This window comes from Paenibacillus sp. Soil766 (assembly GCF_001428105.1).
In the GTDB taxonomy this organism is placed as follows: Bacteria; Bacillota; Bacilli; order Paenibacillales; family NBRC-103111; genus Paenibacillus_E.
The window spans coordinates 226,222-249,979 of the sequence record NZ_LMSJ01000058.1 but is presented as its reverse complement, the minus strand read 5'-3'; the positions used below and the strand labels follow the sequence as shown (position 1 = coordinate 249,979).

The window sequence follows — 23,758 nt, the reverse complement described above, 5'->3', positions numbered from 1 at the left end:
GAACAAGAACAACAAGAAAGCAGCGCAAGACACGGAATTTGCTACTGAAGTAGCGGTACCTAATAAGCAGCAACAACAAAACAACACTCAAAACCAAAATAAATAACAAATAGCTATGTTGGAAAAACGGAGATCCGAAAGGGTCTCCGTTTTTTACTGCATTGGAATGTATGAGTTTTTCTCATTTCATTTCAAGCCCTCCTGCGATATAATGTAACAAAAACTAACATTTTGTTCCTTTTGGGAGGAGTTCCGGTTGCTCATGTGGACGGATTCAAAGCAGAGAGCTTGGTTCTACGTTTTTGTACTTATTGGTATGCTTGTAAATGTGTTCGCTTTATTTTCTGCTTCGAAATGGGTTGCCGTAGGTAGTGTCGCTGTTTTTCTCTTAATGGGTGTAGGTGCATTACTAAGTTCAAGAGCATCTGGTATTGAGCGAGAACAAGGGGCGCTCCATCACGAAGAACAATTCCGTACATTTATTCAAGAATCTCAGGTCGTTGCGGATCGACTAGCAGCGGCAGTAGAAGAAGTCAATCGTTCCATCGGACAACTTCTCCAAATTGCGGATGCTTCCATCCAAGGAGAAGAAGAGTTGAAGGGGCGAAGCCAACATGCCGCAGGTCAGCTTCAAGAAGCCTTTGCTGCGATTCAGCAAGTGGCTGCAGCTGCCGATCAGATTCTGGATTCGTCGTTACATATGCATCGTGAAAGTGAACAAACCAAAGATACGGTAGTGGACGTCTGTCGCTCCTTGAATACAACAGATGAAGTAATGAACGATTTACACCTGAACAATGATACGATGCAGAAGAAAATTCAAGATTTAACTGATCATACGTCGAAAATTGAAGAGATCAATACGTTCATTACGGAGGTCGTTGCCCAAACGTCATTGCTTGCTTTAAATGCATCCATTGAAGCGGCTAGAGCTGGTGAGCAGGGAAGAGGCTTCTCTGTAGTAGCACAAGAGATTAAGAAGCTAGCTGCGCAAAGTCATGAAGCTGTTCAGAAATCATCTGAGCTTCTTGCTGATATTGAAAGTGGTGTTGCGCAAGTTGTCGCTGCAGTCGCAGAAGAGAAAGCTTCAGTGACACATGGTATTGATGAGATGAAGGTGATGAAAGGCAAGATCGATACGATCTTTTCATTGATCCTGCATGTGAACAGCCTAGTGGCAAGTACCACGAGTTCAACGAAACACCAGTCCACTCTGGTAACCGGGACAAGGACATCCCTAGGGGAAGTTGTGGATTTGATGAATGAGACCATGTCGAGTGTTGAGCATACGCTTGATCAAATGAAGAAGCAAAGGCACGAGGTTTCAAGATTGCAACATATTAATCAGAATTTAGATCGTTCATCCGCCGAGCTGATCACGGCCATACAAGCTGTTGGAATGAAGAGTAAGCAGGGTATCATTCACGTTAATATTGACGAAATGAAGCAATTATTGAACGCGCTTGTTCGGGTTCCTGACATCAAATCCCTGGTGGAAGATAAACATGCCGCGCATTTACACGGGATTTTGAAGAAAACAGCAGGGATAGAGGCGATATGGTCGAATCGTGGGGATGGCACCTTCATCTACTCTCAGCCAGAGGCAGGCTTAGTGAATGCCAAGGGAAGAGAGTGGTGGAAGCGAGCAATGGCAGGTGAACTCTTCATTTCCGATGAATACGTGTCAGCTATTACGAAAAAACCATGCATAACGTTGTCGAAATCCATTATAGATGACATGGGAACCCCGATTGGAGTCGTTGGGATTGATTTATTGTTAAATTAGTAGTTCTCAAACCATTCTTTTTAGTGTAAAATAAGATTACTGTTATAAATCTTGACACGGAGAGATAGGTGATGGAACATGCTGCAAGCATTACGGTCGGATGGTATGCCCTTAAGAACAACAAGGAAAGCTGCGGAGGTACTTCCCTTCTTGGAGGCTTTTATTACGCGGAAAGAGCAGCAAGCTCGGGAAATTGAGCAGGTTGTTGAGCGATATGAAGTGAAGAGAATGAAAGAAGAGCGAGCTTATCAAACCATGTCATCTTTTCGACGTATGTTATCCGGTAAGAAACCTGATCATCATCTTGCTGTTGAATATATTCATTATGTGAAGAAACCTATGGAGCAAGTAAGAAAGCTCCGTGCCGAAATTGAGCAAGCTAGACAAATTATGAATGATTCTAAGCCTGGGGACGATATTACGTTTCCTGAGGAATTTGAAGACATATTCTCATCCTAAACCGAAGAAGAGGACACTGCATATGCGGTGTCCTCTTCTTTCTATTCATTGATTATTCTTTAAGTGTTGTAAGTCCAAGAATCCTTCTTCTTGGCTATAGGCAGGAACCCCGTGAGAGCCAACATCTAGGCCAATTAATTCTTCGTCGCGACTTACGCGTAAAGGAACAATAAGCTTAATGAGCTTCAAGAAAACCCAAGTGATGAAGAAACCCCACGCACAGACGGTAACAAGACCAAGTGCTTGGACGCCTAGGAGGTGGAAGCCTCCGCCGTAGAATAAGCCAGCTGTTCCTTCGCGGATGGCATCTGGTTTCGCGCATAGGCCTACAGCAAGGGTGCCGATACTACCGCTGATGCCATGCACGGGAAAGGCACCAACAGGGTCATCAATCTGTCTGGCTTCCAGCATTTCCGTTGCGTAAACCATGGCGATCCCACAGATTGCACCAATGCAGATCGCAGCGGCGTCACTGACGAATGCACATCCTGCCGTAATCCCGACGAGTCCGGCGAGTGCGCCATTAATCACCATGGGCGGATCCGCTTTGCGGTAACGCATCATAGTGAACAGAATGCAGGCGGCACAACCGGCTGCGGCGGATAGCATCGTGGTGACCGCGATATGCCCGATCGAAGTATTGGTAGCGCTTAACGTACTCCCGGAGTTAAAACCAAACCAACCGAACCACAAGATAAATGCGCCTACAGAGGCCAGTGGCAAATTAGATGGCGGGACAATGTTAGCTTTACCATCGGCTGAGAACTTACCAATTCGCGGCCCAATGATAATGGCTGCGGCGAGCGCGGAGAAACCGCCCAGTCCGTGGATGACTGCGGATCCAGCAAAGTCAACCATGCCAAGCTTGCCGAGCCATCCGCCAGCACTCCAGACCCAATGCCCCGCAATAGGATAGATTAATCCGGTCATGGCTATTGTATAAAGAATATAAGCGCGAAAATTGATGCGTTCTGCTACAGCACCGGATACAATTGAAATAACGGCGATAACAAAAGCGCATTGGAATAACCAATAGGTATCATGTGAGATTGTCAACGCGATGTGTGATAAATCTCCGCCCATGAAAAAGCCTGTTGTACCAATGATACCTCCTACGTCTTTACCGTACATAAGTGCAAATCCAAAAAAGTAAAAAATAAGCGCACCGAATGAGATATCGACAAATACTTTCATGATAATGCTTACGGCATTTTTTTGTCTGACAAACCCTGCTTCTAGTAAGGCGAAGCCGCCTTCCATCAATAAAATCATGGCAGCAGTCAATACGACCCAAATGGTGTCCAGGCCAGAAGTAAGTTGTTGGATTTGATCCATTCCTGTAATCTCTCCTTATAATACTTGCGTTCTCAGCACCAATTATACGGTTCTGATGATAACCATGTCAACGGAATACGTAAGAATACATAACATCAACACTGGAATGTTCATCTTATACGACACTCATGTTAGGTTTGCTTGTGAAGACTTTTGAAATATCGGTCTCGAGGCGGAGATCACCTTCAATCTAACGTCTCTTTTCATTCCACCTTGTATCTTATAAACTAGAGATATCTTAACAACGCTTTACACAAATGGAGGAAGAACGTATGAATCCGCATATGTTTCAAAGAATGATTTGGGGGCTAGTTCTCGTGTCCGCGGGTACACTCTATTTACTAAATCAATTAGGAATTATTCAAATTGATATCGGCTATCTGGTATCCACGTTTTGGCCTGCGATTCTGATTTTTTATGGGCTCATTGGCTTTGTCTCACAGCGAAAGTATCATTGGGGTGGATCCCTAGGCAGCTTGATAATGTGCGGCGTAGGAACCATATTTCTTTTGAAAAATCTAAATGTAACCGATCTTTCTATTGGAGAAATGTTTAAATTTCTTGCGCCGGTTGCTTTAATACTTTTTGGTTTAAATGTGATTTTTAAACCGGGCAAGAAAGAGTCGCCTGAGTGGCCTTCCATTAAGAAAGCGAAAGAGGAAGAAAGACAAGCTCGGCGAGAAGCGAGTCGAGTGCGGCATTCCCAATATAAGAAACAATGGGAGTCTGGGAATTGGAACGCCACTAGCGATCTCTCTGGAAATCCGAAAGAACACATGAATCCTACTTCAGCGAGTAATATGAAACAGGGTCTTACTGACGAAGAAAAGGAAGTACTGAAGGACATCCACGGCACATATCCCAAGGACGAAGAACATGGTGAATGGACGGACCCTCAAAATCAAAACCAACAACACAAATATGATGGCTTTGTTCGTAATTTTGATTCACGTAATGTGCTGCACCGTCATGGTTTTATTGGCGATGTTCATCTTGGCCAAGAGGCTTGGGAATTAAAGCCTATCCAGATCTCTCATTTTATTGGCGATTCTGTGATCGATCTTACGCGTGCTTCAATTCCACGTGGTGAAACTACGATTCATGTTACGGCTTTCATTGGCGATGTGAAGATTTTCATCCCGAACGATATGGATGTTGAAGTTCGTGTCATGGCAAGCTCCTTTATTGGTGATATGAAGGTTCTTGATCGGCGTGAAAGTGGTTTTCTCCGCAACATTAGAACGCAAACCTCTCATTATGAAGAGGCGGAATATAAAATCGTCGTGACAACAAGTATGTTTATAGGCGATATTACCATTAAAAAGATAGGTTAGGATGGAGCATGTACAAATTGCGAATGTTCAATATGAAGTGGCAGCTGCTGAATTACTTTCTAATCTCGAGTGTAGTAACGGTTTCAGGTATTTATATCGTACTTGAATATTACGAGAAGGAACTGAGTTCTTGGGAGTTCCGACTGTGGTTCGCTCTTGCGATTCTTGTAGTGAGCTTGACTGTAGGCTTCATTGCAACTAGAAGATGGCAGCGCAAGGTAGACGAGCTTCATGTCGCGATGCTGGAATTGTCGAAGGGGAATTTCTCTGTTCGGATCGATATGGAGCCAGTTGAGCCCTTCTTGTACTTGTATGATGCTTTTAATAGCATGGCAACCTCGATTGAAGAACGCGTGCAGTTGATGCAAAAGCTAGGGGAAGCCGAAGCGATTCGGGATCAGGAGCTGACAGAGAGCGCCGTAATGGAAGAGAGACGCCGACTTGCCAGAGATCTCCATGACACAGTGAGCCAAGAGCTATTCGCAATCCACATGTCAGCTTCCTCACTTCCCAAAATATTAGAAAGAAACCCAGCGGCTGCACCAGCGTTAATGAACCAGCTCATTGAGATGTCCCATCATGCCCAGAAGCAGATGCGAGGCCTCATTTCACAACTAAGACCGATCGAACTCAAAGATATGAGCTTACAAGAAGCCCTGGAGAAATGGTTTCCGGAATATTGCCGGACCCATGAACTTCAGGGTCAACTTGATGTTTCGTTGCCTGAAATCATTTCGGAGGCGATCGAACATCAGTTTTTTCTCATTATCCAAGAAGGACTTGCGAATGTCATTAAACATGCCTCGGCAAAACAAGTTCGATTGGTGATCTACGAAAGAGAGCATCAATATGTGCTGCAATTGCAGGATGATGGTCAAGGTTTTGAACGAAGAGATATTCCTTCTGCTTCCCACGGCCTGTCAACCATGAGAGAACGAGCACAAAAGCTAGGCGGAGAAGTGGAGATTGATAGCAAATTAGGCTCAGGAACTCGCGTGCGTGTTCGTATTCCGCGATTTTCAGGGCATTCAGGGGGAAAACAAGAATGAATCCGAACATTAAGGTGATGATTGTTGACGATCACGACATGGTACGAGTGGGTCTGCGTACGTACATTTCATTAGAGCCTGGGTTAGAAGTAGTGGGGGAGGCGTCGAATGGTCAAGCTGCTTTTGATCAGTTGAAGGAAGAAAGTCCTACAGCACTGCCTGATGTCATTCTCATGGATTTAACGATGCCCGTGCTGGATGGGATTGGTGCGACGAAGCTCATTTGTGACAAGTTTCCACAGATAAAAGTGATCATGCTGACCTCATTTCTGGAGGAAGCTAAGGTGTTGGAAGCGGTTGAATCTGGCGCTATTAGTTACATGTTGAAGACAGTTTCGTCCGATCAATTGATTCATGCGATTCAGAGCGCGTATCGCGGCATGCCAGTTATGAATGCAGAGGTGTCACAAGCTTTGACTAGAGGTATCAGACAGCGGAGTGAATTACCGGAACAGGAAGGATTAACAGCGAGAGAACGTGAAGTACTTCTCTTGATTGCCGAAGGGAGAAGCAATAAGGATATTTCCGAAGAGCTTTTTATTAGTATCAAAACGGTTAAAACACACGTCAGCAACCTGTTGATGAAGTGTGAGCTTGACGATCGGACACAACTCGCGATATTCGCTCATCGAAAAGGATGGGTTTAACAACATGAACAAATTGAGGGACTATCGCACATAAAAACGTCAATTTGGCACATTCTATGCGTAAGTAAAATAATATGAGCGCTTAAGGAGTGTCCATTCGCTATGAAACCACTAACATCCTCACTGGAGCAGGTACACGAAACATTTGATAAGGTGCGTGCCCAGTTAGAACAATTTAATTTTAACTTAGGTGGCGGTTGGGATTACGACCATGGCTACTTTGATCGTTCGTTGGATGAAGCGAATAAAGTGTGGTTGCGAATTCCCGTTCAAGTCATCACGGGCAGAATTGAAGGCGATGTGGAAGCAACGGATGCCGTTGTTGAGGTCGGTACGCCTTTTGTTCTGAAACATGTCTATAATGAAGGGTTAGATCCAGAAGCCGATATAGAGACAGCAGGCGCATTGATTGATCAGTTCCAAGCACCGCTGGATTCTGATGCGGGGATTGAGGATAAATGGGTGAAAGAGGCCGCAAGCGTATTGAAATCAGTTGAAAGAGCATGGATTCATTAAATTATGTCCTATTTTTACCTCCATTTTATTGTTTTTTAATATTCGTTTAAGGTTGTGAGTGCATGATAGACACATAAAGAACAACATGATCCTTCAAGAGAACATGCACTTATAACTTTAATTATGGAGGTAAGACCCATGGATGAGAATAAAAAAGACTATAGCGACTTTTTCAAGCCGCAGAATAATGATAACAACGCGGATACTACGCAGGAGCAGTCTCGAGCGAATGAAGGGCAAGAGCCTAACAAAGAAAGACCTTCCTACTACTATTCCTATGGGCCATACAAATCTGCTTTTAACGAAGAACATGAAGGTCAATCCTTAACTACTTCTTCCACAAGCTCGGAAGGAACTTCGAATGTAGAAGTAACACCTCCCAAGACGCTTCGTCCATTCAGCTTTGGACCAGACAATGCACCACAAGGTCCAGCAGCTTGGGATCCGAACGCGAAGAAACGTTCCTCCGTCAAGAGCATATTTGCAGCCTTCATGGCAGGGGCACTGGTTGTTAGTGCATTGATGTTTACAGCGGATAAAACGAACATGTTCTCAGGTAACCAGCCGCTTGCTTCCGGATCGAATTCAGCGGCAACCGTAGCAGCTAGCGGTTCGAACAGCAATGGCGGCGAATTGAAGAAAGCTGCTTTAGATGTAGTTCGCCCTGGTAATATCGCTGCGATCGCTCAGAATGCTGGCCCTGCAATTGTAAAGGTTGAAGCACTCGTTAAACCGAAGACCTCAAGCCGCAGCAATGGTGGCAACTCATTGTTTGATGATCCTTTCTTCCGCCAGTTCTTTGGCGATAATGGCGGTGGTCAAACCACGCCTAAGAGTGGTCAAAATGACACGGGAAGCGGACAACTGCAACCAGCGGGCATGGGAACTGGCTTTATTTTCGAGAAAACAGGGTATATTCTAACGAATGAGCATGTGGTTGATGGCGCGGATGAAATTCAAATCACCGTAGAAGGCTACGACAAGCCTTTTAAAGCAAAATTGCTAGGTAACAGCTATGATTTGGATTTGGCCGTACTCAAAATTGAAGGCGACAAAGATTTCCCGATCCTTCCTCTTGGTAGTGCAGATGATGTCAACGTAGGTGATTGGGTTGTTGCGATTGGTAACCCTTATGGGTTCGACCATACAGTAACTGTAGGTGTGCTTAGTGCGAAGGAACGTCCAATTAGTATCCCTGATGAGAAAGGGACGCGTGAGTATAAACATTTGCTACAAACAGATGCTTCCATTAACCCTGGTAACTCAGGTGGTCCACTCTTGAACCTTAACGGTGAAGTCATTGGGATTAATACAGCCGTAAGTTCACAAGCACAAGGGATCGGTTTTGCGATTCCAACAAGCACGATCTCTTCCGTTCTAGAGAATTTGAAAAATAATGTAACGATTCCAAAAGAACCAGTTCCATACCTTGGGGTTGGTCTGCAAGATATCGGTCAAGATTGGGTTAGTGAATTGAAGCTTTCTAACACAGATGGCGCTTTGGTTGGCAGTGTTACACGTAAGAGCCCAGCATTCACAGCAGGTTTGCGTCAATATGATGTGATCGTGGACTTGAATGGTACCAAAATCAAGAACTCACAAGAGTTGATTACGAAGGTGCAAGCAACGAAAGTTGGCGACAAAGTAACGCTAGGCATTATTCGTGATGGCAAGCGAACAGAAGTCCCAGTTACGGTGGGAGATAAAAATACGCTTGCTGAGACACCAGCTCAGTAAGCTGCTAGCTCTTAATTGAAGGGAAGTAGAGTCCGCGGCCTCAAGCTTGCAGGCTCTGCTTCTTTTTGCTAGGCGGTAATTTTGCTACAATAGAAGGTAGAATGGGGGCGGACCGATGAGAGAGAATATTATGGTTATTGATGATGATGAGAAAATCACATCCATGTTGAGACGTGGACTGGCTTTTGAAGGTTATTTGGTTACCACAGCAGCTAACGGACTAGAGGGTCTTAAGCAAATGTTGGTGACAGAACCGCAGCTTATTATTTTGGACGTTATGATGCCGCACATCGATGGGTGGGAGGTTGTTCGTAGGATTCGTGAAAGTGGCAGCGAAGTGCCGATCCTCATGCTGACTGCGAAGGATGATATTAGTGATCGTGTCAAAGGTCTAGATTTGGGAGCAGATGATTATTTGGTCAAGCCATTTGCTTTGGAGGAGCTGCTCGCGAGAGTTCGAGTATTACTTCGTCGAAGAACGGAAAGACCTGAACAGATGAACAATCGGCTTAGCTTTGAAGATGCGATCTTGGATTTAGATACACGCGAGGTTTTCCGTGGCGAGAAGCTAATTGAATTAACGACAAAAGAGTTCGATTTATTGCATCTATTCATGCAGAATCCGAAACGTGTACTATCGAGGGATATCATTATGGAGAAGATATGGGGCTACGATTACAGCGGCGAGTCTAATGTCTTAGAGGTTTACATAGCTTTGTTGCGCCAGAAAACAGAAGAGTTTGGCCATAAACGTTTAATTCAAACGGTCCGAGGAGCAGGCTATGTATTGAGAGGGGAAAATTAAGATGTCGCTTCGCCTGCGGCTTACGCTATGGTATTCAGGCATATTGGCTATTACGATGTTGCTGTTTGGGATTGTGCTCTATTTCTTCTTGAACTATTTTCTCTATGATCAAATTCGTCAGGATGTTAAGAGGGAAGCAGAAAATAGCTCTACTCGTATTCAGAAAAGCATCGCGCTTTCACAGAAAGGGCTAGTTGTTGATCTTGAATTAGAAAGCAGAGACATCTACACAACCAATACCTTTTTACAATTATATAATATCAAGCTAAAAAGCTATAACCAATCAGTAAATTTACAATTTTATGATCAAACGCTGCCTATAGGCCAATCGACAATTGATAAACTTCAACGTCAGGTGGATAAGCAAGAAGATGAGATTGGTTTTTTTGAGAAAACGAAAATACTTAATCAGGATTTTCTGATCTACAATCTAGGTATAACGGATAATAAATTACAGCTCATTGGCATACTGCAGTCGGCAGTACCTATTGGTAGCTACGAGAGAACGGCCGTCACACTGCGTTACACACTTATCATTTGGGCTATTTTAACGATTATCGCTGCAGCTTCCCTAGGTTGGTTCTTGGCACGTAAGGCATTGAAACCAATTGAGCGCGTTATTGACGCCGCGAATCAAATCGAAAGTGGAGACGATCTAGAAAAGCGCATCCACTACGATGGACCTCTAGATGAAATAGGACGGTTGACGAATACGATTAATGGCATGCTTTCGCGCATCCAAATTACGTATGTGGAACTAGATGAAGCCTATCGCGCACAACGGAGATTCGTATCGGATGCATCGCATGAGCTTAGAACGCCTCTAACGACCATTCGAGGCAATGTGGATTTATTGGAGAAAATGTGGAAGCAAACCTCGGGGACACAAGCTTTAGCTACGCCTGACCAGGTTCAAATGTCCTTGGAAGCCATGCATGACATTGCTGGGGAAGCACAGCGGATGAGCAGGTTAGTCAATGATTTACTTGCACTTGCGAGGGCAGATGCTGGTGTTCTTATGGAGAAACATCCAGTTGAGTTCAAGCCGCTAGTTCATGAAGTAGTAAGAAGGGCACAACTACTTGAACATACGGCTGAATGGCAAATAGGGGATCTTGATGCACTAGAAGATGCGGTGGTTCAAGGAAACCGTGATTATCTGCAGCAATTGTTGTTCATCTTTATTGAAAATGCTTTTAAATATACGCCTACGGGTTCGGTAACTATTGAGGCGATACGCAGAGACAGTTTTATTGGCATACGGATCTCGGATACCGGCATAGGGATGGATAAAGAGGATATCCCTCATATTTTCGATCGGTTTTATCGTGCGGATTTATCCAGAGGGGTTACAACAGGTACAGGTCTAGGTTTATCTATTGCCAAATGGATCATTGACGAGCATGGAGGGTCTGTTGAAGTCACCACTCGGAAGGACGAAGGAAGTACCTTTTTAATCTGGCTGCCGGCAAACTTCCCTCATGCCATATAATCAGATATAATTAGAAGAAATACGATGGCTTAGGTAGGTGGAAGACATGGAAGTTGTTCGAATATCCCCCAGAGGATACTGTTATGGGGTTGTAGACGCTATGGCGCTCGCCATGCAAACTGCTAAAAATTTAAATCTTCCCAGACCTATATATATCTTAGGAATGATAGTTCATAATGCGCATGTGACCGATTTCTTCAAAGAGGAAGGAGTCATTACGCTTGATGGAGAGAATCGCCTTGAAATTCTGCAACAAGTAGAGACAGGGACTGTTATTTTCACTGCGCATGGTGTTTCTCCTGAGGTCAGACGTTTGGCACGTGACAAAGGGCTTACTGTGGTGGACGCAACTTGTCCGGATGTGACGAAGACGCATGATTTAATTCGTGAAAAAGTAGCAGACGGATATGACATTATTTATATCGGGAAAAAGGGGCATCCAGAGCCAGAAGGTGCTATTGGCGTAGCACCAGATCACGTGCATCTGATTGAGAAGCTGGAGGAAGCCGAACTACTTAATCTGAAGTCGAATCGAATCATCATTACGAATCAAACCACGATGAGTCAATGGGATATTAAACATATTATGAATCGGTTATTAACGCTTTTCCCCAAAGCTGAAATTCATAATGAAATTTGCTTGGCAACGCAGGTTCGTCAAGAAGCCGTCGCGGAGCAAGCGAAGGAAGTTGACCTTGTCATTGTTGTTGGAGATCCGAAGAGCAACAATTCGAACCGTTTGGCTCAGGTTTCACAAGAAATCGCTGGCGTTATGGCGTACCGAATTTCAGACGTTTCTGAATTGAATAGAGAATGGTTGGCGAATGTCCGTAAAGTAGGTGTAACCTCAGGGGCTTCCACGCCTACACCGATTACCAAAGAGGTCATAACCTATTTGGAAAACTACGATGCGAAAGATGAAACCAGTTGGGAAATCGTACGTACTATTAATATGAAGAAACTGATTCCCACTGTTAAATCCAAAGCAGCAAGTACCCTGTAATTCCTGCTTATTCCACTCGACGGGATTGAAACTAGCATGCAAAGTACTCAGAAGGTGAAAATGATGAAAGCTCGCTACGATTGGAAAAGTACTAAACGTTGGTTCAAATTCAAATATTTACTTCTTTTACGTGCCAAGGGCGGTCCTTCCATGGTAGCAAGAGGCTTTTCGATTGGTTTATTCGTTGAGATGTTCACATTACCGACTGCAGGATTTGCGTTTGTTCTTATCTTTCCATTGGTTTATCTACTGAGAGCGAACCTGCCTGCGGCTTTAATAGGCTTTGTATTCGGTAAAGTCATCTATATACCATTTTCTATTCTTAATAAGCAGGTCGGGGAATATTTAGTGCCGAAGCATTTTAAGATCTATCTGATCCACCATCTACCGCATCTCCTCTCTAATATTATTCGTAGCGGTTTGGATTTAATTGTCGGTGGGATGGTCGTTGGTCTTTTTCTTGGTATTATTGCCTATTTCCCAGTCGTGCTCCTGCTCAAGTACCACACGAATCGCCGAAAAGAAAAACGTAGAATACGTAAAGATCAGTTAGCTCCAGCGGAATCAAAAGAATAGGTAATAAATTAGCGCTTGACGAATTATCGTCAAGCGTTGTATATTTACTTTAGCGGTTAAAAGCATAAAAGCGTAGAAGCGAACAAGCGTTGAAGCGTGTTAGTGAAATGATAATAAATTATCCCATAATAAATCAATTAGGAGCGTGGATCACATGATCGCAATTACATCTAACAAAACTTCGGATGAGCGTATTCAGGAAATCGTGCAATTTATCGAAAAGCAAGGGGTTCAAGCACATGTTTCCAAGGGCGAGGATCGTACAGTAATTGGCATCATCGGTCAAGCGGATCCGAAATTAGCTGAACAGCTTCGTCAAATGTCAGGTGTCGAGCAAGTTGTAAAGATCTCCAAGTCTTACAAGCTAGCTAGCCGTGATTTCCATCCGGCAGATACCGTTATTAATATCAAAGGTGTTGAAATCGGTGGGGAGCAGCTCGTTGTGATGGGTGGCCCTTGCGCGGTTGAAACGCCAGAGCAAATCGATGAGATTGCTCGGTTGGTGAAAGCAGCTGGCGGACAGGTGCTCCGCGGTGGTGCATTTAAACCAAGAACAGGTCCTTACAGCTTCCAAGGTGTTGGCGTGGAAGGTCTGATTATGATGGCAGAAGCAGGTAAGAAACATGGCCTTCTTACGATTACAGAAGTCATGACACCGGAGTACGTTGATGTGTGTGCGGAATACGCGGACATTCTACAAGTAGGTACGCGTAATATGCAAAACTTTGATCTCCTTCGTAAATTAGGAACGATTCAAACGCCGGTCTTGCTCAAGCGTGGTTTTAGCTCTACGTATGATGAATTCTTGAATGCAGCGGAATACATTCTCGCTGGCGGTAATCCGAACGTTATGCTTTGTGAACGCGGAATCCGAACATTCGAAACTTACACACGAAATACGTTAGATTTATCAGCGATTCCAGTGCTTAAACAGTTGAGTCACTTGCCGGTTATCTCAGATCCAAGTCATGGTACAGGACGCAGAGAACTTGTAGTGCCAATGACGAAGGCATCCGTAGCAGCAGGAGCGGATGGATTAATCATTGAAATGCATACAGATCCGGACAATTCAATGACAGGTGATGGCGTGCAATCGTTGTTCCCAGATCAATTTGCCCATTTGTTATCAGATCTGGAGAAGCTTGCTCCATTACTTGGTAAAAAGTTCGATACGAAGAAAGAAGCCATTTTGGCCTAATATACGGTTTTCATAGGAAGGGGTCTCTTCAGAAATGGAGAAACCCCTTCCTGTTTTTGGATACATGTGAAAATTGTGTGTAAGTGTAAGAATAGCTTACACCTCTTTAAAAAATACCTGACATAAGTATTGACTGTGTTAGAGGAATCGCTATATAATATGTGAAAGAAAACAAGCAAAAGTTGAACATTAATCATGCAAAGTACGTTGAATGTACGGAAATGGGAGGGTTTTTTAAATGTCAGTTCAAAACGTGTTGAACCTTATTAAGGAAAAAAATATTGAGTGGGTAGATTTTCGTTTCGTTGGTCTCTCCGGTAAAGCACAGCATATTTCTTTACCATCAACAGAAGTAGATGAAGAAACATTCGTAAATGGCGTTGCTTTTGACGGTTCATCCATCCCAGGATTCCGTGGTATTGAACAATCTGACATGGTAATGATGCCAGATACGGAAACTGCTTATGTAGATCCTTTCACAGCACACCCAACACTAGTAATTATGAGCAACATCCATACACCTGAAGGCGACCGTTATGACCGTGATCCACGTAGCATCGCTCAAAAGGCTGAAGAGTATTTGCAAACAACTGGCGTAGGTACAACTGCATACTTCGCTCCTGAATCCGAATTCTTCATCTTTGATGATGTTCGTTTCGAGAACGGTATGAACAAATCCTACTTCGAAGTTGATTCCGAAGAAGCTGGTTGGAACACGGGTCGTAAAGAAGAAGGCGGCAACCTTGCTTATAAAGTACCAGTTAAAGGCGGTTACGTTCCAGTAGCTCCAATCGATTCCCAACAAGATATCCGTTCAGAAATGTGTAATAAGCTTGCTGACGCAGGTCTTCGCATTGAGCGTCATCACCATGAAGTGGCAACAGCTGGTCAAGCTGAAATCAACTTCCGTTTTGACACATTGACTAAAACAGCAGACAACCTGCTTAAATACAAGTATATCGTTGCTAACACAGCGAGAGAATATGGTAAAGTTGCAACTTTCATGCCAAAACCACTATTTGGTGACAATGGTAGCGGAATGCACGTTCATATGTCCATTTTCAACGAAGGTAACCCTTTGTTCTACGAAAAAGGTTCATATGCTAACTTGTCCGAAATGGCAATTAACTACATCGGTGGTATCCTGTATCACGCTCCAGCGTTGATCGCGATCACGAACCCAAGTACAAACTCCTTCAAACGTCTAGTTCCTGGTTACGAAGCTCCGGTAAACCTTGTATTCTCCAAAGGTAACCGTTCCGCAGCAGTTCGTATTCCAATCGCGGCTGTGACACCTAAGGGTTGTCGTATTGAGTTCCGTACACCAGACAGCACAGCTAACCCATACCTTGCTTTCGCAGCAATGTTGATGGCTGGTCTTGACGGTATCAAAAAGAAAATCGATCCGCGTGCACTTGGATACGGTCCTTTCGATACTAACATTTATGAAATGTCTGATAGCGAGAAAGCTGAAATCCGCAGCGTTCCTGGTACATTAGACGAAGCTTTGGATGCACTTGCAGCAGATTCCGACTTCTTGCTTGAAGGCGGCGTGTTCACACAAGATTTCATCGATAACTACATCGACTTGAAACGTGGCGAAGCGAAACAAGTTGCAATCCGTATTCACCCACACGAGTACAACCTTTACTTCGATTGCTAATCTTTAGCACTCATATGATATGATCATAGGAACTGCCCCTTCATAGGACGCTATGGAGGGAGCAGTTTCTATTTATTTAATACTAATTATTTTTTTATAACAATTATAAATAAGTGTGTTAAAAATGGATTATCAGGTATAATTATCGTGAAATAATCAATTAGGAAGGATGAAAATAATGAAAATCACGATTGTAGCAGGTAGCAATCATGGAGCTGCCACAAGTACTCGACTTGCTTCATATATTCAGCATTTGGCAATGCAGGAACAACACAGCGTAACGCTGTTCGATCTGTATAAGACGCCGCTGTCATTCTATACGCCTGAAGATGAAGGGGACAATAACGAAACGCTAGTGGCATTTAAACAAGCGATGTTGTCCGCAGATGCAATTGTCTTGGCAACACCTGAGTACCATAGTGGCATGTCCGGTGTGTTGAAAAATGCGCTTGATCATGTTGGACAGGATCATTTCCATAACAAAGCTGTATTATCCGTCAGCTCCTCAGGGGGAGCGGTTGCTGTCAGCTCGCTGACACAGATGCAGACGACAGTTCGTAACCTACATGGAATCAACAGTCCAGAATGGATTTCGATCGGTGGCGATCAACGCAAGAGCTTCCGTGGAGACGTCATCTTCGAAGACATTCATCCGGATGTCGATAAGCGAGTTCGACGTGTTGTTGGATCTTTTCTACAACTTGCTGAGCAGCTCGTGGGATCAGCGAAATAGTAACGATTGAGATCCACATGAATATGGATTCAGGCAACCAAGTCACTAGACTTGGTTTTTTGTATTTGTACATACTTTTGACACAATTATATGGTACAGTATGGTAAAAAATGAACGGTGGGGAGATCATGGGAGTCCAGTGGACCAACAAGGAAGTTGTTCATCTTTTACTGCGTGCGGGATTTGGTGTGGCGAAGGAAGAAGTTTCAGCTTGCTTGGCGTTAGGACGGGAAGAAACGGTTCGGCGTTTAGTGTCGGGTGAATCATTGATCAACAATGCACCGAAGCTAGCCTCCTTTGAGGAGTTTCATACGGACGGGAAGAAAGCTCTAGATCCACTTTTACTAGTAGATCAACAGATCTACTGGCTTTATCGGATGGTGAACTCACCTTCGCCGCTGATTGAGAAGATGACCTTATTTTGGCATGGACATTTCGCAACGGCCAATTATAAGGTGAAAGATGCGTCGCTCATGGTGAAGCAGAATGAACTGTTCCGCCAATATGCCTTGGGCAATTTCAAAGAGCTGCTCACCGAAATCGGCAAAGACCCTGCCATGATGATTTGGCTGGATGTGAATCAGAATAAGAAGGGCAAGCCGAATGAGAATTATGCCCGTGAGGTGATGGAGCTATTCACACTTGGCATAGGTCATTACACAGAAATGGATGTGAAGGAGTCTGCGCGCGCTTTTACAGGCTGGACGTATAATAAAAATGACCATAAGGTCAACTACAATGCGAAACAGCACGATAACGACGCCAAAACATTACTAGGTGAAAGCGGCAAGCTAGATGCAGACGATGTGATAGATATTATATTTCATCAAAAAGCATTACCTACGTTTCTAGCGACGAAGTTGTTGACCTACTTTGCAACCGACACACCATCGGATCGTTGGATTCAAACGTTGTCAGAATTAATTACACAGAAGAATACCGTGGGGGAAGTGCTTCAGGCACTATTCCTTTCCGATGAATTCTATGCAGATACCAATTGGATGGCACTTATCAAAACACCAGCAGATTATGTAGCAGGTATCCTGAAATGCTGCAAGATCTCTGTCGCTAAGGGGCATGCACAAGCGATGCGGAAGATGGGGCAGGAACTATTCGTCCCACCTGATGTTGCGGGCTGGAGAGGGGGCACCTCTTGGCTCACAACGAATTGTTTGTTAGCGAGATATCAGTTCGCTGAGGGAATCGCCAAGCAAATGAATGGACATCAGCTGAACTCGTCAGCGTTCCTACCGAATCAAGTGGAGTCACCTATAGAATGGATGAAACTTTATGCAGAGCTTATGGGCATCTCGAACTTATCCGAGCAAACGCAAGCGAGTTTGCGTGCCTACGCCGATGACACCATTGTACATACAACTCAAACCAAGCAGAAAATATCAGGCCTACGCGGTCTCTTGCAGCTCGTTCTGATCAGTCCTGAAGCTCAAATGAAATAGGGGGGAACCATGTGAAATTAACGAGAAGAGATTTTCTGATCAAAGGTACGGCGTTATTCGCAACCCTTGGGCTTGGCGGAGCACTTTTCACAGAAACGGGTAAATCCCTATGGGCAGGAAGTGCCGAAACTAGCGTGGATGACCCCGTGCTAGTTGTTGTACAGTTAAGCGGCGGCAATGACGGGATCAATACGTTGATTCCATATGGACAAGGCCTGTACTATGATTCAAGACCGACGCTCGCGTATGAGCAGAAGGAAGTGCTGGAGCTAAATAACCAAGTGGGTCTGCATCCTAGTCTCACAGGATTGGCGGCATTGTACAAGTTAGGCACAATGGCTATTATACAAGGTGTTGGATATCCGGAGCCTAATCATTCTCACTTTCGCTCTATGGAAATTTGGCAAACCGCAGAACCGGCCAAAATGAGTCGCAGCGGCTGGTTGGCACGGTATGCGGAAGCTTCCTTACAAAAGAATCTGAATCCGCTTAAAGTGATTCAAATTGGCGGTTCAGGGAGCAAAGCCTTCGCCTCTGATCAATCCAGCTTTCCAGTGATTCAATCCATAGAGTCCTATCATCTAATTGATCCCAAGACAGCGTTGATGGACAAGAATAGAATAACCAAAGCGTTCTTGGATATGTATGGGGCATCGAATTCGACCAACCAACTGCGGGTCATTGCTGCGCGAGGTTTGGAAGCCTATAAGAGCGTTGAGGCGATCCAATCGCTTGCTGCTACTTATACGAAGAAAATTGAGTATCCTACTACGAATTTTGCGAGGGACCTACAGCTTGTAACGAAGCTTCTGGCTGGAAAGTCAGGGACACGGCTCTTTAATGTAGAAGTAGGTGGATTCGATGATCATGCGGATGAGAAGCTGCAGCATGCTCAAATGCTGACTCAAGTCGATGAAGGGCTAACTGCCTTCTATCAGGATTTGCAGGCACAGGGGCTGCAGGATCGCGTCGCAATCATGGTGTTCTCCGAGTTCGGACGTCGTGTGAAAGAGAACGGCAGCGGCGGAACAGACCACGGAACAGCGGCACCGATGTTCGTCATTGGAGGCAAGGTGAAGGGCGGTTTATATGGCGCCTATCCGAGCTTGAGTAACTTAGATAATGGGGATTTGAAATATGAGGTTGATTTCCGTACTGTATATAGTACATTAATTGACTCGTGGTTACATGGGGATACGGCAACAGTGCTAGGTAAAACGTACGAGAATTTGAAGTTTATTTAATAGTAGGAGGTGCGCGGTTGGAACTAGCGGCAATTTCTGATCATATTGCGGAGGGTTTGCAAATTCTCTTCGTTGGTTATAATCCGAGTATTCGATCAGGGGAAACCGGGCATCATTATGCGAATCCGAGTAATCGATTCTATCGCATCTTATTGCAGGCGGGAATAACTCCAAGGCTCTACAAGCCGCAAGAGGATGGGGATCTGCTTGAAATCGGTTATGGCTTCACGAACATCGTGGCTCGTCCTTCATTGACAGCAGCGGAAATAACAGCAGACGAGTATCGTGAGGGCAGGCGTATTCTGAAAGCGAAAATTGAGACCTACCGGCCCAAGGTTGTTTGCTTCGTGGGGAAGGGTGTCTATGAGCAGTATAGCGGTAGGCGGGGCATCTCCTGGGGAAGTCAACCGCAGCCCATGGTAGAAGGTGTTGTTGATTATGTGTGCCCATCATCTAGCGGACTTGTGCGTATGAAGCTGGAAGATATGGTAGCGATTTATCGAGGAATTCTGACAAGTCTCGTAGAGCCTGTTTGAGGTTTTACTTGATGCTTGCACAGAATATTGCTATCATAGCCATAATACAAAAGCAAAGGTGTGGTCACTCATGGGAAACAGGGCCTATAACTTTAACGCAGGGCCTGCGGCTTTACCTCTCGAAGTACTTCAGAGAGCACAAGAAGAGTTTGTTGATTTTAAAGGCATTGGCATGTCCATTATGGAAATTTCTCACCGTAGTTCGGAATATGAGCAAGTGCACAATGAAACACAAGCGTTATTGAAGCGTATTTTTGGTATTCCGGATGGGTACCAAATTCTCTTCTTGACAGGTGGAGCGAGCTCTCAGTTCTCCATGATCCCTATGAATTTCTTGAAGCCGGGCAAGGTTGGCAGCTACGTGCTGACAGGCGCTTGGGCTGAGAAGGCTGTGCAAGAAGCAGCACTATTCGGAGAGGTTTCTCTTGCGGCTAGTTCGAAAGAACAGAAATTTATGAAAATTCCTGCCTTGAGTGATATTAACTTAGATCCAAACTCAGCTTACCTGCATATCACGTCCAATGAGACGATCGAAGGTGCACAATTCCAAAGCTTCCCGGAAACAGGCAACATCCCTCTGATCGGTGATATGTCCAGTGATATCCTAAGCCGTCCAGTCGACGTTTCGAAATTCAGCATGATCTACGCGGGAGCACAGAAGAACCTTGGACCATCTGGTGTGACAGTTGCGATTATTAAAGACGATTTACTTGTTGATCTGCCAAAAACAATCCCAACCATGATGCGTTATGAAACGCATAGCAAAAACAATTCCTTGTACAATACGCCTCCAGCTTATTCCATTTATATGGTGAATCTCGTATTGAAATGGATTGAAGAGCAAGGCGGATTGACGGTTATTCAGAAGAATAATGTAGAAAAAGCAGGTCTTATTTATAGCGCAATTGATAGCAGCAACGGCTTCTATCGTGGCCCCGTAGATCTAGGAAGCCGTTCTGCGATGAATATTACGTTCCGCTTGCAAGATGAAGAGTTGGAGAAGAAGTTCATTAAAGAAACCGAGCAACAAGGGTTCGTTGGATTGAAAGGTCATCGCAGTGTTGGCGGTCTACGTGCATCTACGTATAACGCAGTACCTTATGCATCATGCAAAGCACTCGCTGATTTCATGACGGATTTCCAACAACGCAACAGCTAGTAATTTGAATGAAGCTATTCATGGCACCCTTGTGTGCGCGTGAATAGCTTTTTTTTGTTCAGAGGCATGTAGTTCCGATTGAAAGGTTTGAAGCCTCTAGAGGGTCTCTCAGCAGGTTTAAAAGCGGTAATTGGAAGGTGTGATTGAACTAGATATAGTAGGGGATTAATGTCCTAGTCATTTCGACATATCCGAAAAAATCAAGTAAAAATTGAAAATATTTTTTCTAAACCTATCGAGCCACGCCCCGTCTAGGATTTGGTGTTTTGGAAATGTAAATAGGCCGTTTTGCTCGTTGACAAACACAATATATTGATATAAATTTGAATCTATCAACTAGATGTCGTGATAAAAAGCGCATTGCGAGATTGCTAGCGGAAAGCTCAAATCGGGCTGGAAATCAAGTGAAACCGCAGGTTTCAAGCTTTTTTGACCGTTTACGGAGTCGTAAAGCAATGCAGATTCTGTCGATTAATGGGTTGTGTAACTCGCGAATGACAGACGATAGAATTGGAATCTTCACTACATATAGGTTACTTGCAAGTGATGGCACAAGATAGAGAGAATTGAGAATGATAGGAGACGGAAGCTATGTTGATTGCTTACGATTCGAAGACTGGAAATGTTCGCCGATTTATTGCGAAGCTCCAGATGCCCGCGGTTCAAATAGAGGAAGCGATGACAATGGACGAGCCATTCGTAGTCGTGACGTATACAACTGGCTTTGGACAAATTCCTCCCAAGGTAGCTTCTTTCCTAGAAAGTAATTCCTCTCGTCTTCAAGGCGTTGCAGCAAGCGGTAATCGCAACTGGGGAGACGGCTTCGCCAAAAGCGCAGATACGATCTCAGCACTTTACGATGTTCCCGTATTAACCAAATTCGAATTATCTGGCACCAAAAATGATGTAGAACGATTTGTTCAGGGGGTACAAGCAATTGCGGCACATTGAACTTAATAATGAATTAATGCAACGCGGTACGGATGGTTTTTTTCAATTAGAGAAGGATAAAGAAGCTGTTAAGGTATTCATACAGGAAGTCCACAGCCGTAGCCTCACATTCCCCGATACCTCATCGAAGGTTCGTTATATGATCGATAACAACTTCTACGAGAATGTTTATGACAACTACACCGAAGATGAAGTGAACAGCGTGTATCAAGTGGCGCACGACAATCAATTCGAGTTCGCATCGTACATGGCAGCTTCGAAATTTTATACAGATTACGCTTTGCGCAGTGATGATAAGACGCTGTATCTCGAGCATTTCCCTGATCGCGTAGCGATCGTAGCCCTATACTTGGGTCGTGGAAACGCAGAGACAGCACGCGTACTCGCCTTATCCATGATGGAGCAGCGCTTGCAGCCAGCGACACCTACGTTCTTGAACGCAGGCAAGAGTCGTCGCGGTGAATTAGTATCGTGTTTCTTGTTAGAAATGGATGATTCCTTGAATTCCATCAACTATGTGTTAGCAACGTGCATGCAGCTGTCCAAAATTGGCGGCGGTGTAGCCGTGAACCTATCGAAGCTTCGCGGGCGCGGTGAAACGATTAAAGGCGTTGAAGGCGCGGCGAAAGGTATTATTCCTGTTCTTAAGCTAATGGAAGATGCGTTCTCTTATGCGGACCAAATGGGTCAACGCAAAGGCTCAGGCGCGGCGTATTATAACATTTTTGGCTGGGACGTCATGGAGTTCCTAGATAGTAAGAAAATTAATGCGGATGAGAAATCCCGTTTGAAAACACTCTCAATCGGACTTATTGTACCGAATAAATTTTATAAGTTGGCGGAGGAGAACAAGCCTCTACACATTTTCGCTCCTTACACCGTCCTGCAAGCCTATGGCAAGCATATGGATGATCTAGATATGGATGAAATGTATGATGAACTCTTAGCGAACCCGAAGGTAAAGAAGAAAGCAATCATGAATGCACGTGATATGCTGACCAAAATTGCGACAACTCAACTGGAATCCGGTTATCCATATATGATGAATCGTACGAATGCGAATAAAGATCATGCTTTGAAAGGGATTGGGACGATCAAGATGTCCAATCTTTGTACAGAGATTTTCCAACTGCAGGAAACATCCGAAATCAATGATTACGGTCAAGAAGACACCATTCTTCGCGATATCAGTTGTAATCTAGCTTCCATGAATATTGCCAATGTGATGGATCGTAAAAAGCTGCGCGAAACCGTACACGAGGGCATGATCGCCCTTACTTCTGTGAGTGATATGACGACGATCCACAATGCGCCAGGTGTTGCCAAAGCGAACCGTGAGCTGCATTCTGTCGGTCTTGGCGTGATGAACTTGCACGGCTATTTGTCCAAGAACAAAATTGCTTATGAGAGTGCTGAAGCGAAGGATTTCGTTCGCACCTTCTTTGCAGCGATGAATTTCTATTCCATCGAAAAAAGTATGGAGATTGCCAAAGAATCCGGGCAAACGTTCGAAGGCTTCGAGCTATCGGAGTATGCGAATGGGAACTATTTTACCCGTTACACAGAAATCGATTACCGTCCGCTCTCAGATAAAGTGAAAGCATTATTTGAAGGCATGCCGATCCCGTCGCCTAGTGATTGGAAAGCTTTGCAGGCTGACGTTCAGAAGCACGGTCTGTACCATGCTTACCGTTTGGCTGTAGCGCCGACGCAAAGCATCTCGTATATCCAAAATTCAACATCCAGCGTTATGCCAATTGTTGAACCGATTGAGACACGTACGTACGCGAACTCGACAACGTATTATCCGATGCCATTCATGGCTCGTGACAATTTCTTCTATTATAAATCCGCTTATCAAATGGATCAGTTCAAAATTCTTGATCTTATTTCGGAGATTCAGACGCATGTGGATCAAGGGATCTCGACCATTTTACACGTAAACAGTGATGTTTCCACAAGACAACTTGCTAGATTATACCTGTATGCGGCACATAAAGGACTTAAATCGCTCTACTACACACGAACCAATCAGCTGTCCGTTGAGGAATGTGTAAGCTGCTCGGTATAATTCGGAA

21 protein-coding genes are annotated in these 23,758 nt (G+C 44.4%); 20 read left to right on the top strand and 1 reads right to left on the bottom strand.

Features of this window, described 5'->3' with window-relative positions; translation table 11 throughout:
• Positions 1–262: 262 nt before the first annotated feature.
• Both ASG89_RS32130 and ASG89_RS32125 read left to right on the top strand, forming a co-directional pair.
• Positions 263–1,786: a methyl-accepting chemotaxis protein gene (locus ASG89_RS32130; RefSeq protein WP_057315413.1), complete on the top strand. Its 1,524-nt coding sequence runs from the start codon at positions 263–265 to the stop codon at positions 1,784–1,786.
• Positions 1,787–1,864: 78 nt separating this feature from the next.
• Positions 1,865–2,245 carry a hypothetical protein gene (locus ASG89_RS32125; protein ID WP_235550003.1) on the top strand — a complete coding sequence of 127 codons (381 nt, stop codon included), beginning with the start codon at positions 1,865–1,867 and terminating at the stop codon, positions 2,243–2,245.
• Between the two features lie 45 nt (positions 2,246–2,290).
• Here the strand turns inward: ASG89_RS32125 and ASG89_RS32120 are convergent, their stop codons facing one another.
• Entirely contained in the window at positions 2,291–3,580 is a 1,290-nt protein-coding gene (locus ASG89_RS32120; RefSeq protein ID WP_057315412.1) for an ammonium transporter, read from the bottom strand.
• Between the two features lie 272 nt (positions 3,581–3,852).
• Between ASG89_RS32120 and liaF the strand changes: the two genes are divergently transcribed.
• From liaF to nrdE, 18 genes are all read left to right on the top strand, one after another.
• The gene (gene liaF, locus ASG89_RS32115) at positions 3,853–4,914 is read left to right on the top strand and encodes a cell wall-active antibiotics response protein LiaF (RefSeq protein WP_057315411.1); all 1,062 of its coding nucleotides are present in this window, start codon (positions 3,853–3,855) and stop codon (positions 4,912–4,914) included.
• A gap of 8 nt (positions 4,915–4,922) precedes the next feature.
• Entirely contained in the window at positions 4,923–5,963 is a 1,041-nt protein-coding gene (locus ASG89_RS32110; RefSeq protein ID WP_057315410.1) for a HAMP domain-containing sensor histidine kinase, read from the top strand.
• The gene (locus ASG89_RS32105) at positions 5,960–6,610 is read left to right on the top strand and encodes a response regulator transcription factor (RefSeq protein ID WP_057315409.1); all 651 of its coding nucleotides are present in this window, start codon (positions 5,960–5,962) and stop codon (positions 6,608–6,610) included. Before ASG89_RS32110 ends, ASG89_RS32105 begins: the two co-directional genes overlap by 4 nt.
• Before the next feature lie 102 nt (positions 6,611–6,712).
• Positions 6,713–7,126: a YugN family protein gene (locus ASG89_RS32100; RefSeq protein WP_057315408.1), complete on the top strand. Its 414-nt coding sequence runs from the start codon at positions 6,713–6,715 to the stop codon at positions 7,124–7,126.
• A 138-nt stretch (positions 7,127–7,264) separates the two neighbouring features.
• Complete coding sequence (locus tag ASG89_RS32095) at positions 7,265–8,863, top strand: S1C family serine protease (RefSeq protein WP_057315407.1); 1,599 nt, start codon at positions 7,265–7,267, stop codon at positions 8,861–8,863.
• A gap of 115 nt (positions 8,864–8,978) precedes the next feature.
• Positions 8,979–9,668, top strand: a complete 690-nt coding sequence (locus ASG89_RS32090; RefSeq protein WP_057315406.1) for a response regulator transcription factor — start codon at positions 8,979–8,981, stop codon at positions 9,666–9,668.
• A 1-nt stretch (position 9,669) separates the two neighbouring features.
• Positions 9,670–11,160 carry a sensor histidine kinase gene (locus tag ASG89_RS32085; protein WP_057315405.1) on the top strand — a complete coding sequence of 497 codons (1,491 nt, stop codon included), beginning with the start codon at positions 9,670–9,672 and terminating at the stop codon, positions 11,158–11,160.
• Positions 11,161–11,206: 46 nt separating this feature from the next.
• Positions 11,207–12,163: a 4-hydroxy-3-methylbut-2-enyl diphosphate reductase gene (locus ASG89_RS32080; protein ID WP_057315404.1), complete on the top strand. Its 957-nt coding sequence runs from the start codon at positions 11,207–11,209 to the stop codon at positions 12,161–12,163.
• Between the two features lie 36 nt (positions 12,164–12,199).
• Entirely contained in the window at positions 12,200–12,739 is a 540-nt protein-coding gene (locus ASG89_RS32075; protein WP_057315403.1) for a DUF2062 domain-containing protein, read from the top strand.
• 154 nt (positions 12,740–12,893) lie between these two features.
• A complete protein-coding gene (gene aroF / locus ASG89_RS32070; protein ID WP_057315402.1) occupies positions 12,894–13,937 on the top strand; it encodes a 3-deoxy-7-phosphoheptulonate synthase in 1,044 nt (347 codons plus the stop codon).
• Between the two features lie 238 nt (positions 13,938–14,175).
• Entirely contained in the window at positions 14,176–15,600 is a 1,425-nt protein-coding gene (gene glnA, locus ASG89_RS32065) for a type I glutamate--ammonia ligase (RefSeq protein WP_057315401.1), read from the top strand.
• A 178-nt stretch (positions 15,601–15,778) separates the two neighbouring features.
• Positions 15,779–16,333 (top strand): NADPH-dependent FMN reductase, encoded by a 555-nt coding sequence (locus ASG89_RS32060; protein WP_057315400.1) that lies wholly within the window; start codon positions 15,779–15,781, stop codon positions 16,331–16,333.
• Between the two features lie 128 nt (positions 16,334–16,461).
• Positions 16,462–17,790 carry a DUF1800 domain-containing protein gene (locus ASG89_RS32055; RefSeq protein ID WP_057315399.1) on the top strand — a complete coding sequence of 443 codons (1,329 nt, stop codon included), beginning with the start codon at positions 16,462–16,464 and terminating at the stop codon, positions 17,788–17,790.
• Between the two features lie 11 nt (positions 17,791–17,801).
• Entirely contained in the window at positions 17,802–19,034 is a 1,233-nt protein-coding gene (locus ASG89_RS32050) for a DUF1501 domain-containing protein (protein WP_057315398.1), read from the top strand.
• Between the two features lie 17 nt (positions 19,035–19,051).
• Positions 19,052–19,570: a G/U mismatch-specific DNA glycosylase gene (gene mug, locus ASG89_RS32045; protein WP_057315397.1), complete on the top strand. Its 519-nt coding sequence runs from the start codon at positions 19,052–19,054 to the stop codon at positions 19,568–19,570.
• Positions 19,571–19,640: 70 nt separating this feature from the next.
• A complete protein-coding gene (gene serC / locus ASG89_RS32040) occupies positions 19,641–20,729 on the top strand; it encodes a 3-phosphoserine/phosphohydroxythreonine transaminase (protein ID WP_057315396.1) in 1,089 nt (362 codons plus the stop codon).
• 591 nt (positions 20,730–21,320) lie between these two features.
• Positions 21,321–21,680, top strand: coding sequence for a class Ib ribonucleoside-diphosphate reductase assembly flavoprotein NrdI (gene nrdI / locus ASG89_RS32035; protein WP_057315395.1), 360 nt, complete (start codon positions 21,321–21,323; stop codon positions 21,678–21,680).
• Entirely contained in the window at positions 21,667–23,751 is a 2,085-nt protein-coding gene (gene nrdE, locus ASG89_RS32030) for a class 1b ribonucleoside-diphosphate reductase subunit alpha (protein ID WP_057315394.1), read from the top strand. Before nrdI ends, nrdE begins: the two co-directional genes overlap by 14 nt.
• Positions 23,752–23,758: the final 7 nt, after the last annotated feature.

Excerpts from the sequence above, each read along its gene's own strand:
- ASG89_RS32085 (WP_057315405.1), top strand. The coding sequence starts at position 9,670 with ATGTCGCTTCGCCTGCGGCTTACGCTATGGTATTCAGGCATATTGGCT.
- aroF (WP_057315402.1), top strand. The coding sequence starts at position 12,894 with ATGATCGCAATTACATCTAACAAAACTTCGGATGAGCGTATTCAGGAA.
- ASG89_RS32130 (WP_057315413.1), top strand. The coding sequence starts at position 263 with ATGTGGACGGATTCAAAGCAGAGAGCTTGGTTCTACGTTTTTGTACTT.
- ASG89_RS32105 (WP_057315409.1), top strand. The coding sequence starts at position 5,960 with ATGAATCCGAACATTAAGGTGATGATTGTTGACGATCACGACATGGTA.
- ASG89_RS32055 (WP_057315399.1), top strand. The coding sequence starts at position 16,462 with ATGGGAGTCCAGTGGACCAACAAGGAAGTTGTTCATCTTTTACTGCGT.
- ASG89_RS32100 (WP_057315408.1), top strand. The coding sequence starts at position 6,713 with ATGAAACCACTAACATCCTCACTGGAGCAGGTACACGAAACATTTGAT.
- ASG89_RS32110 (WP_057315410.1), top strand. The coding sequence starts at position 4,923 with ATGTACAAATTGCGAATGTTCAATATGAAGTGGCAGCTGCTGAATTAC.
- ASG89_RS32075 (WP_057315403.1), top strand. The coding sequence starts at position 12,200 with ATGCAAAGTACTCAGAAGGTGAAAATGATGAAAGCTCGCTACGATTGG.
- ASG89_RS32080 (WP_057315404.1), top strand. The coding sequence starts at position 11,207 with ATGGAAGTTGTTCGAATATCCCCCAGAGGATACTGTTATGGGGTTGTA.
- glnA (WP_057315401.1), top strand. The coding sequence starts at position 14,176 with ATGTCAGTTCAAAACGTGTTGAACCTTATTAAGGAAAAAAATATTGAG.
- ASG89_RS32060 (WP_057315400.1), top strand. The coding sequence starts at position 15,779 with ATGAAAATCACGATTGTAGCAGGTAGCAATCATGGAGCTGCCACAAGT.
- ASG89_RS32125 (WP_235550003.1), top strand. The coding sequence starts at position 1,865 with ATGCTGCAAGCATTACGGTCGGATGGTATGCCCTTAAGAACAACAAGG.
- ASG89_RS32120 (WP_057315412.1), bottom strand. The coding sequence starts at position 3,580 with ATGGATCAAATCCAACAACTTACTTCTGGCCTGGACACCATTTGGGTC.
- serC (WP_057315396.1), top strand. The coding sequence starts at position 19,641 with ATGGGAAACAGGGCCTATAACTTTAACGCAGGGCCTGCGGCTTTACCT.
- ASG89_RS32090 (WP_057315406.1), top strand. The coding sequence starts at position 8,979 with ATGAGAGAGAATATTATGGTTATTGATGATGATGAGAAAATCACATCC.
- nrdI (WP_057315395.1), top strand. The coding sequence starts at position 21,321 with ATGTTGATTGCTTACGATTCGAAGACTGGAAATGTTCGCCGATTTATT.
- ASG89_RS32095 (WP_057315407.1), top strand. The coding sequence starts at position 7,265 with ATGGATGAGAATAAAAAAGACTATAGCGACTTTTTCAAGCCGCAGAAT.
- liaF (WP_057315411.1), top strand. The coding sequence starts at position 3,853 with ATGAATCCGCATATGTTTCAAAGAATGATTTGGGGGCTAGTTCTCGTG.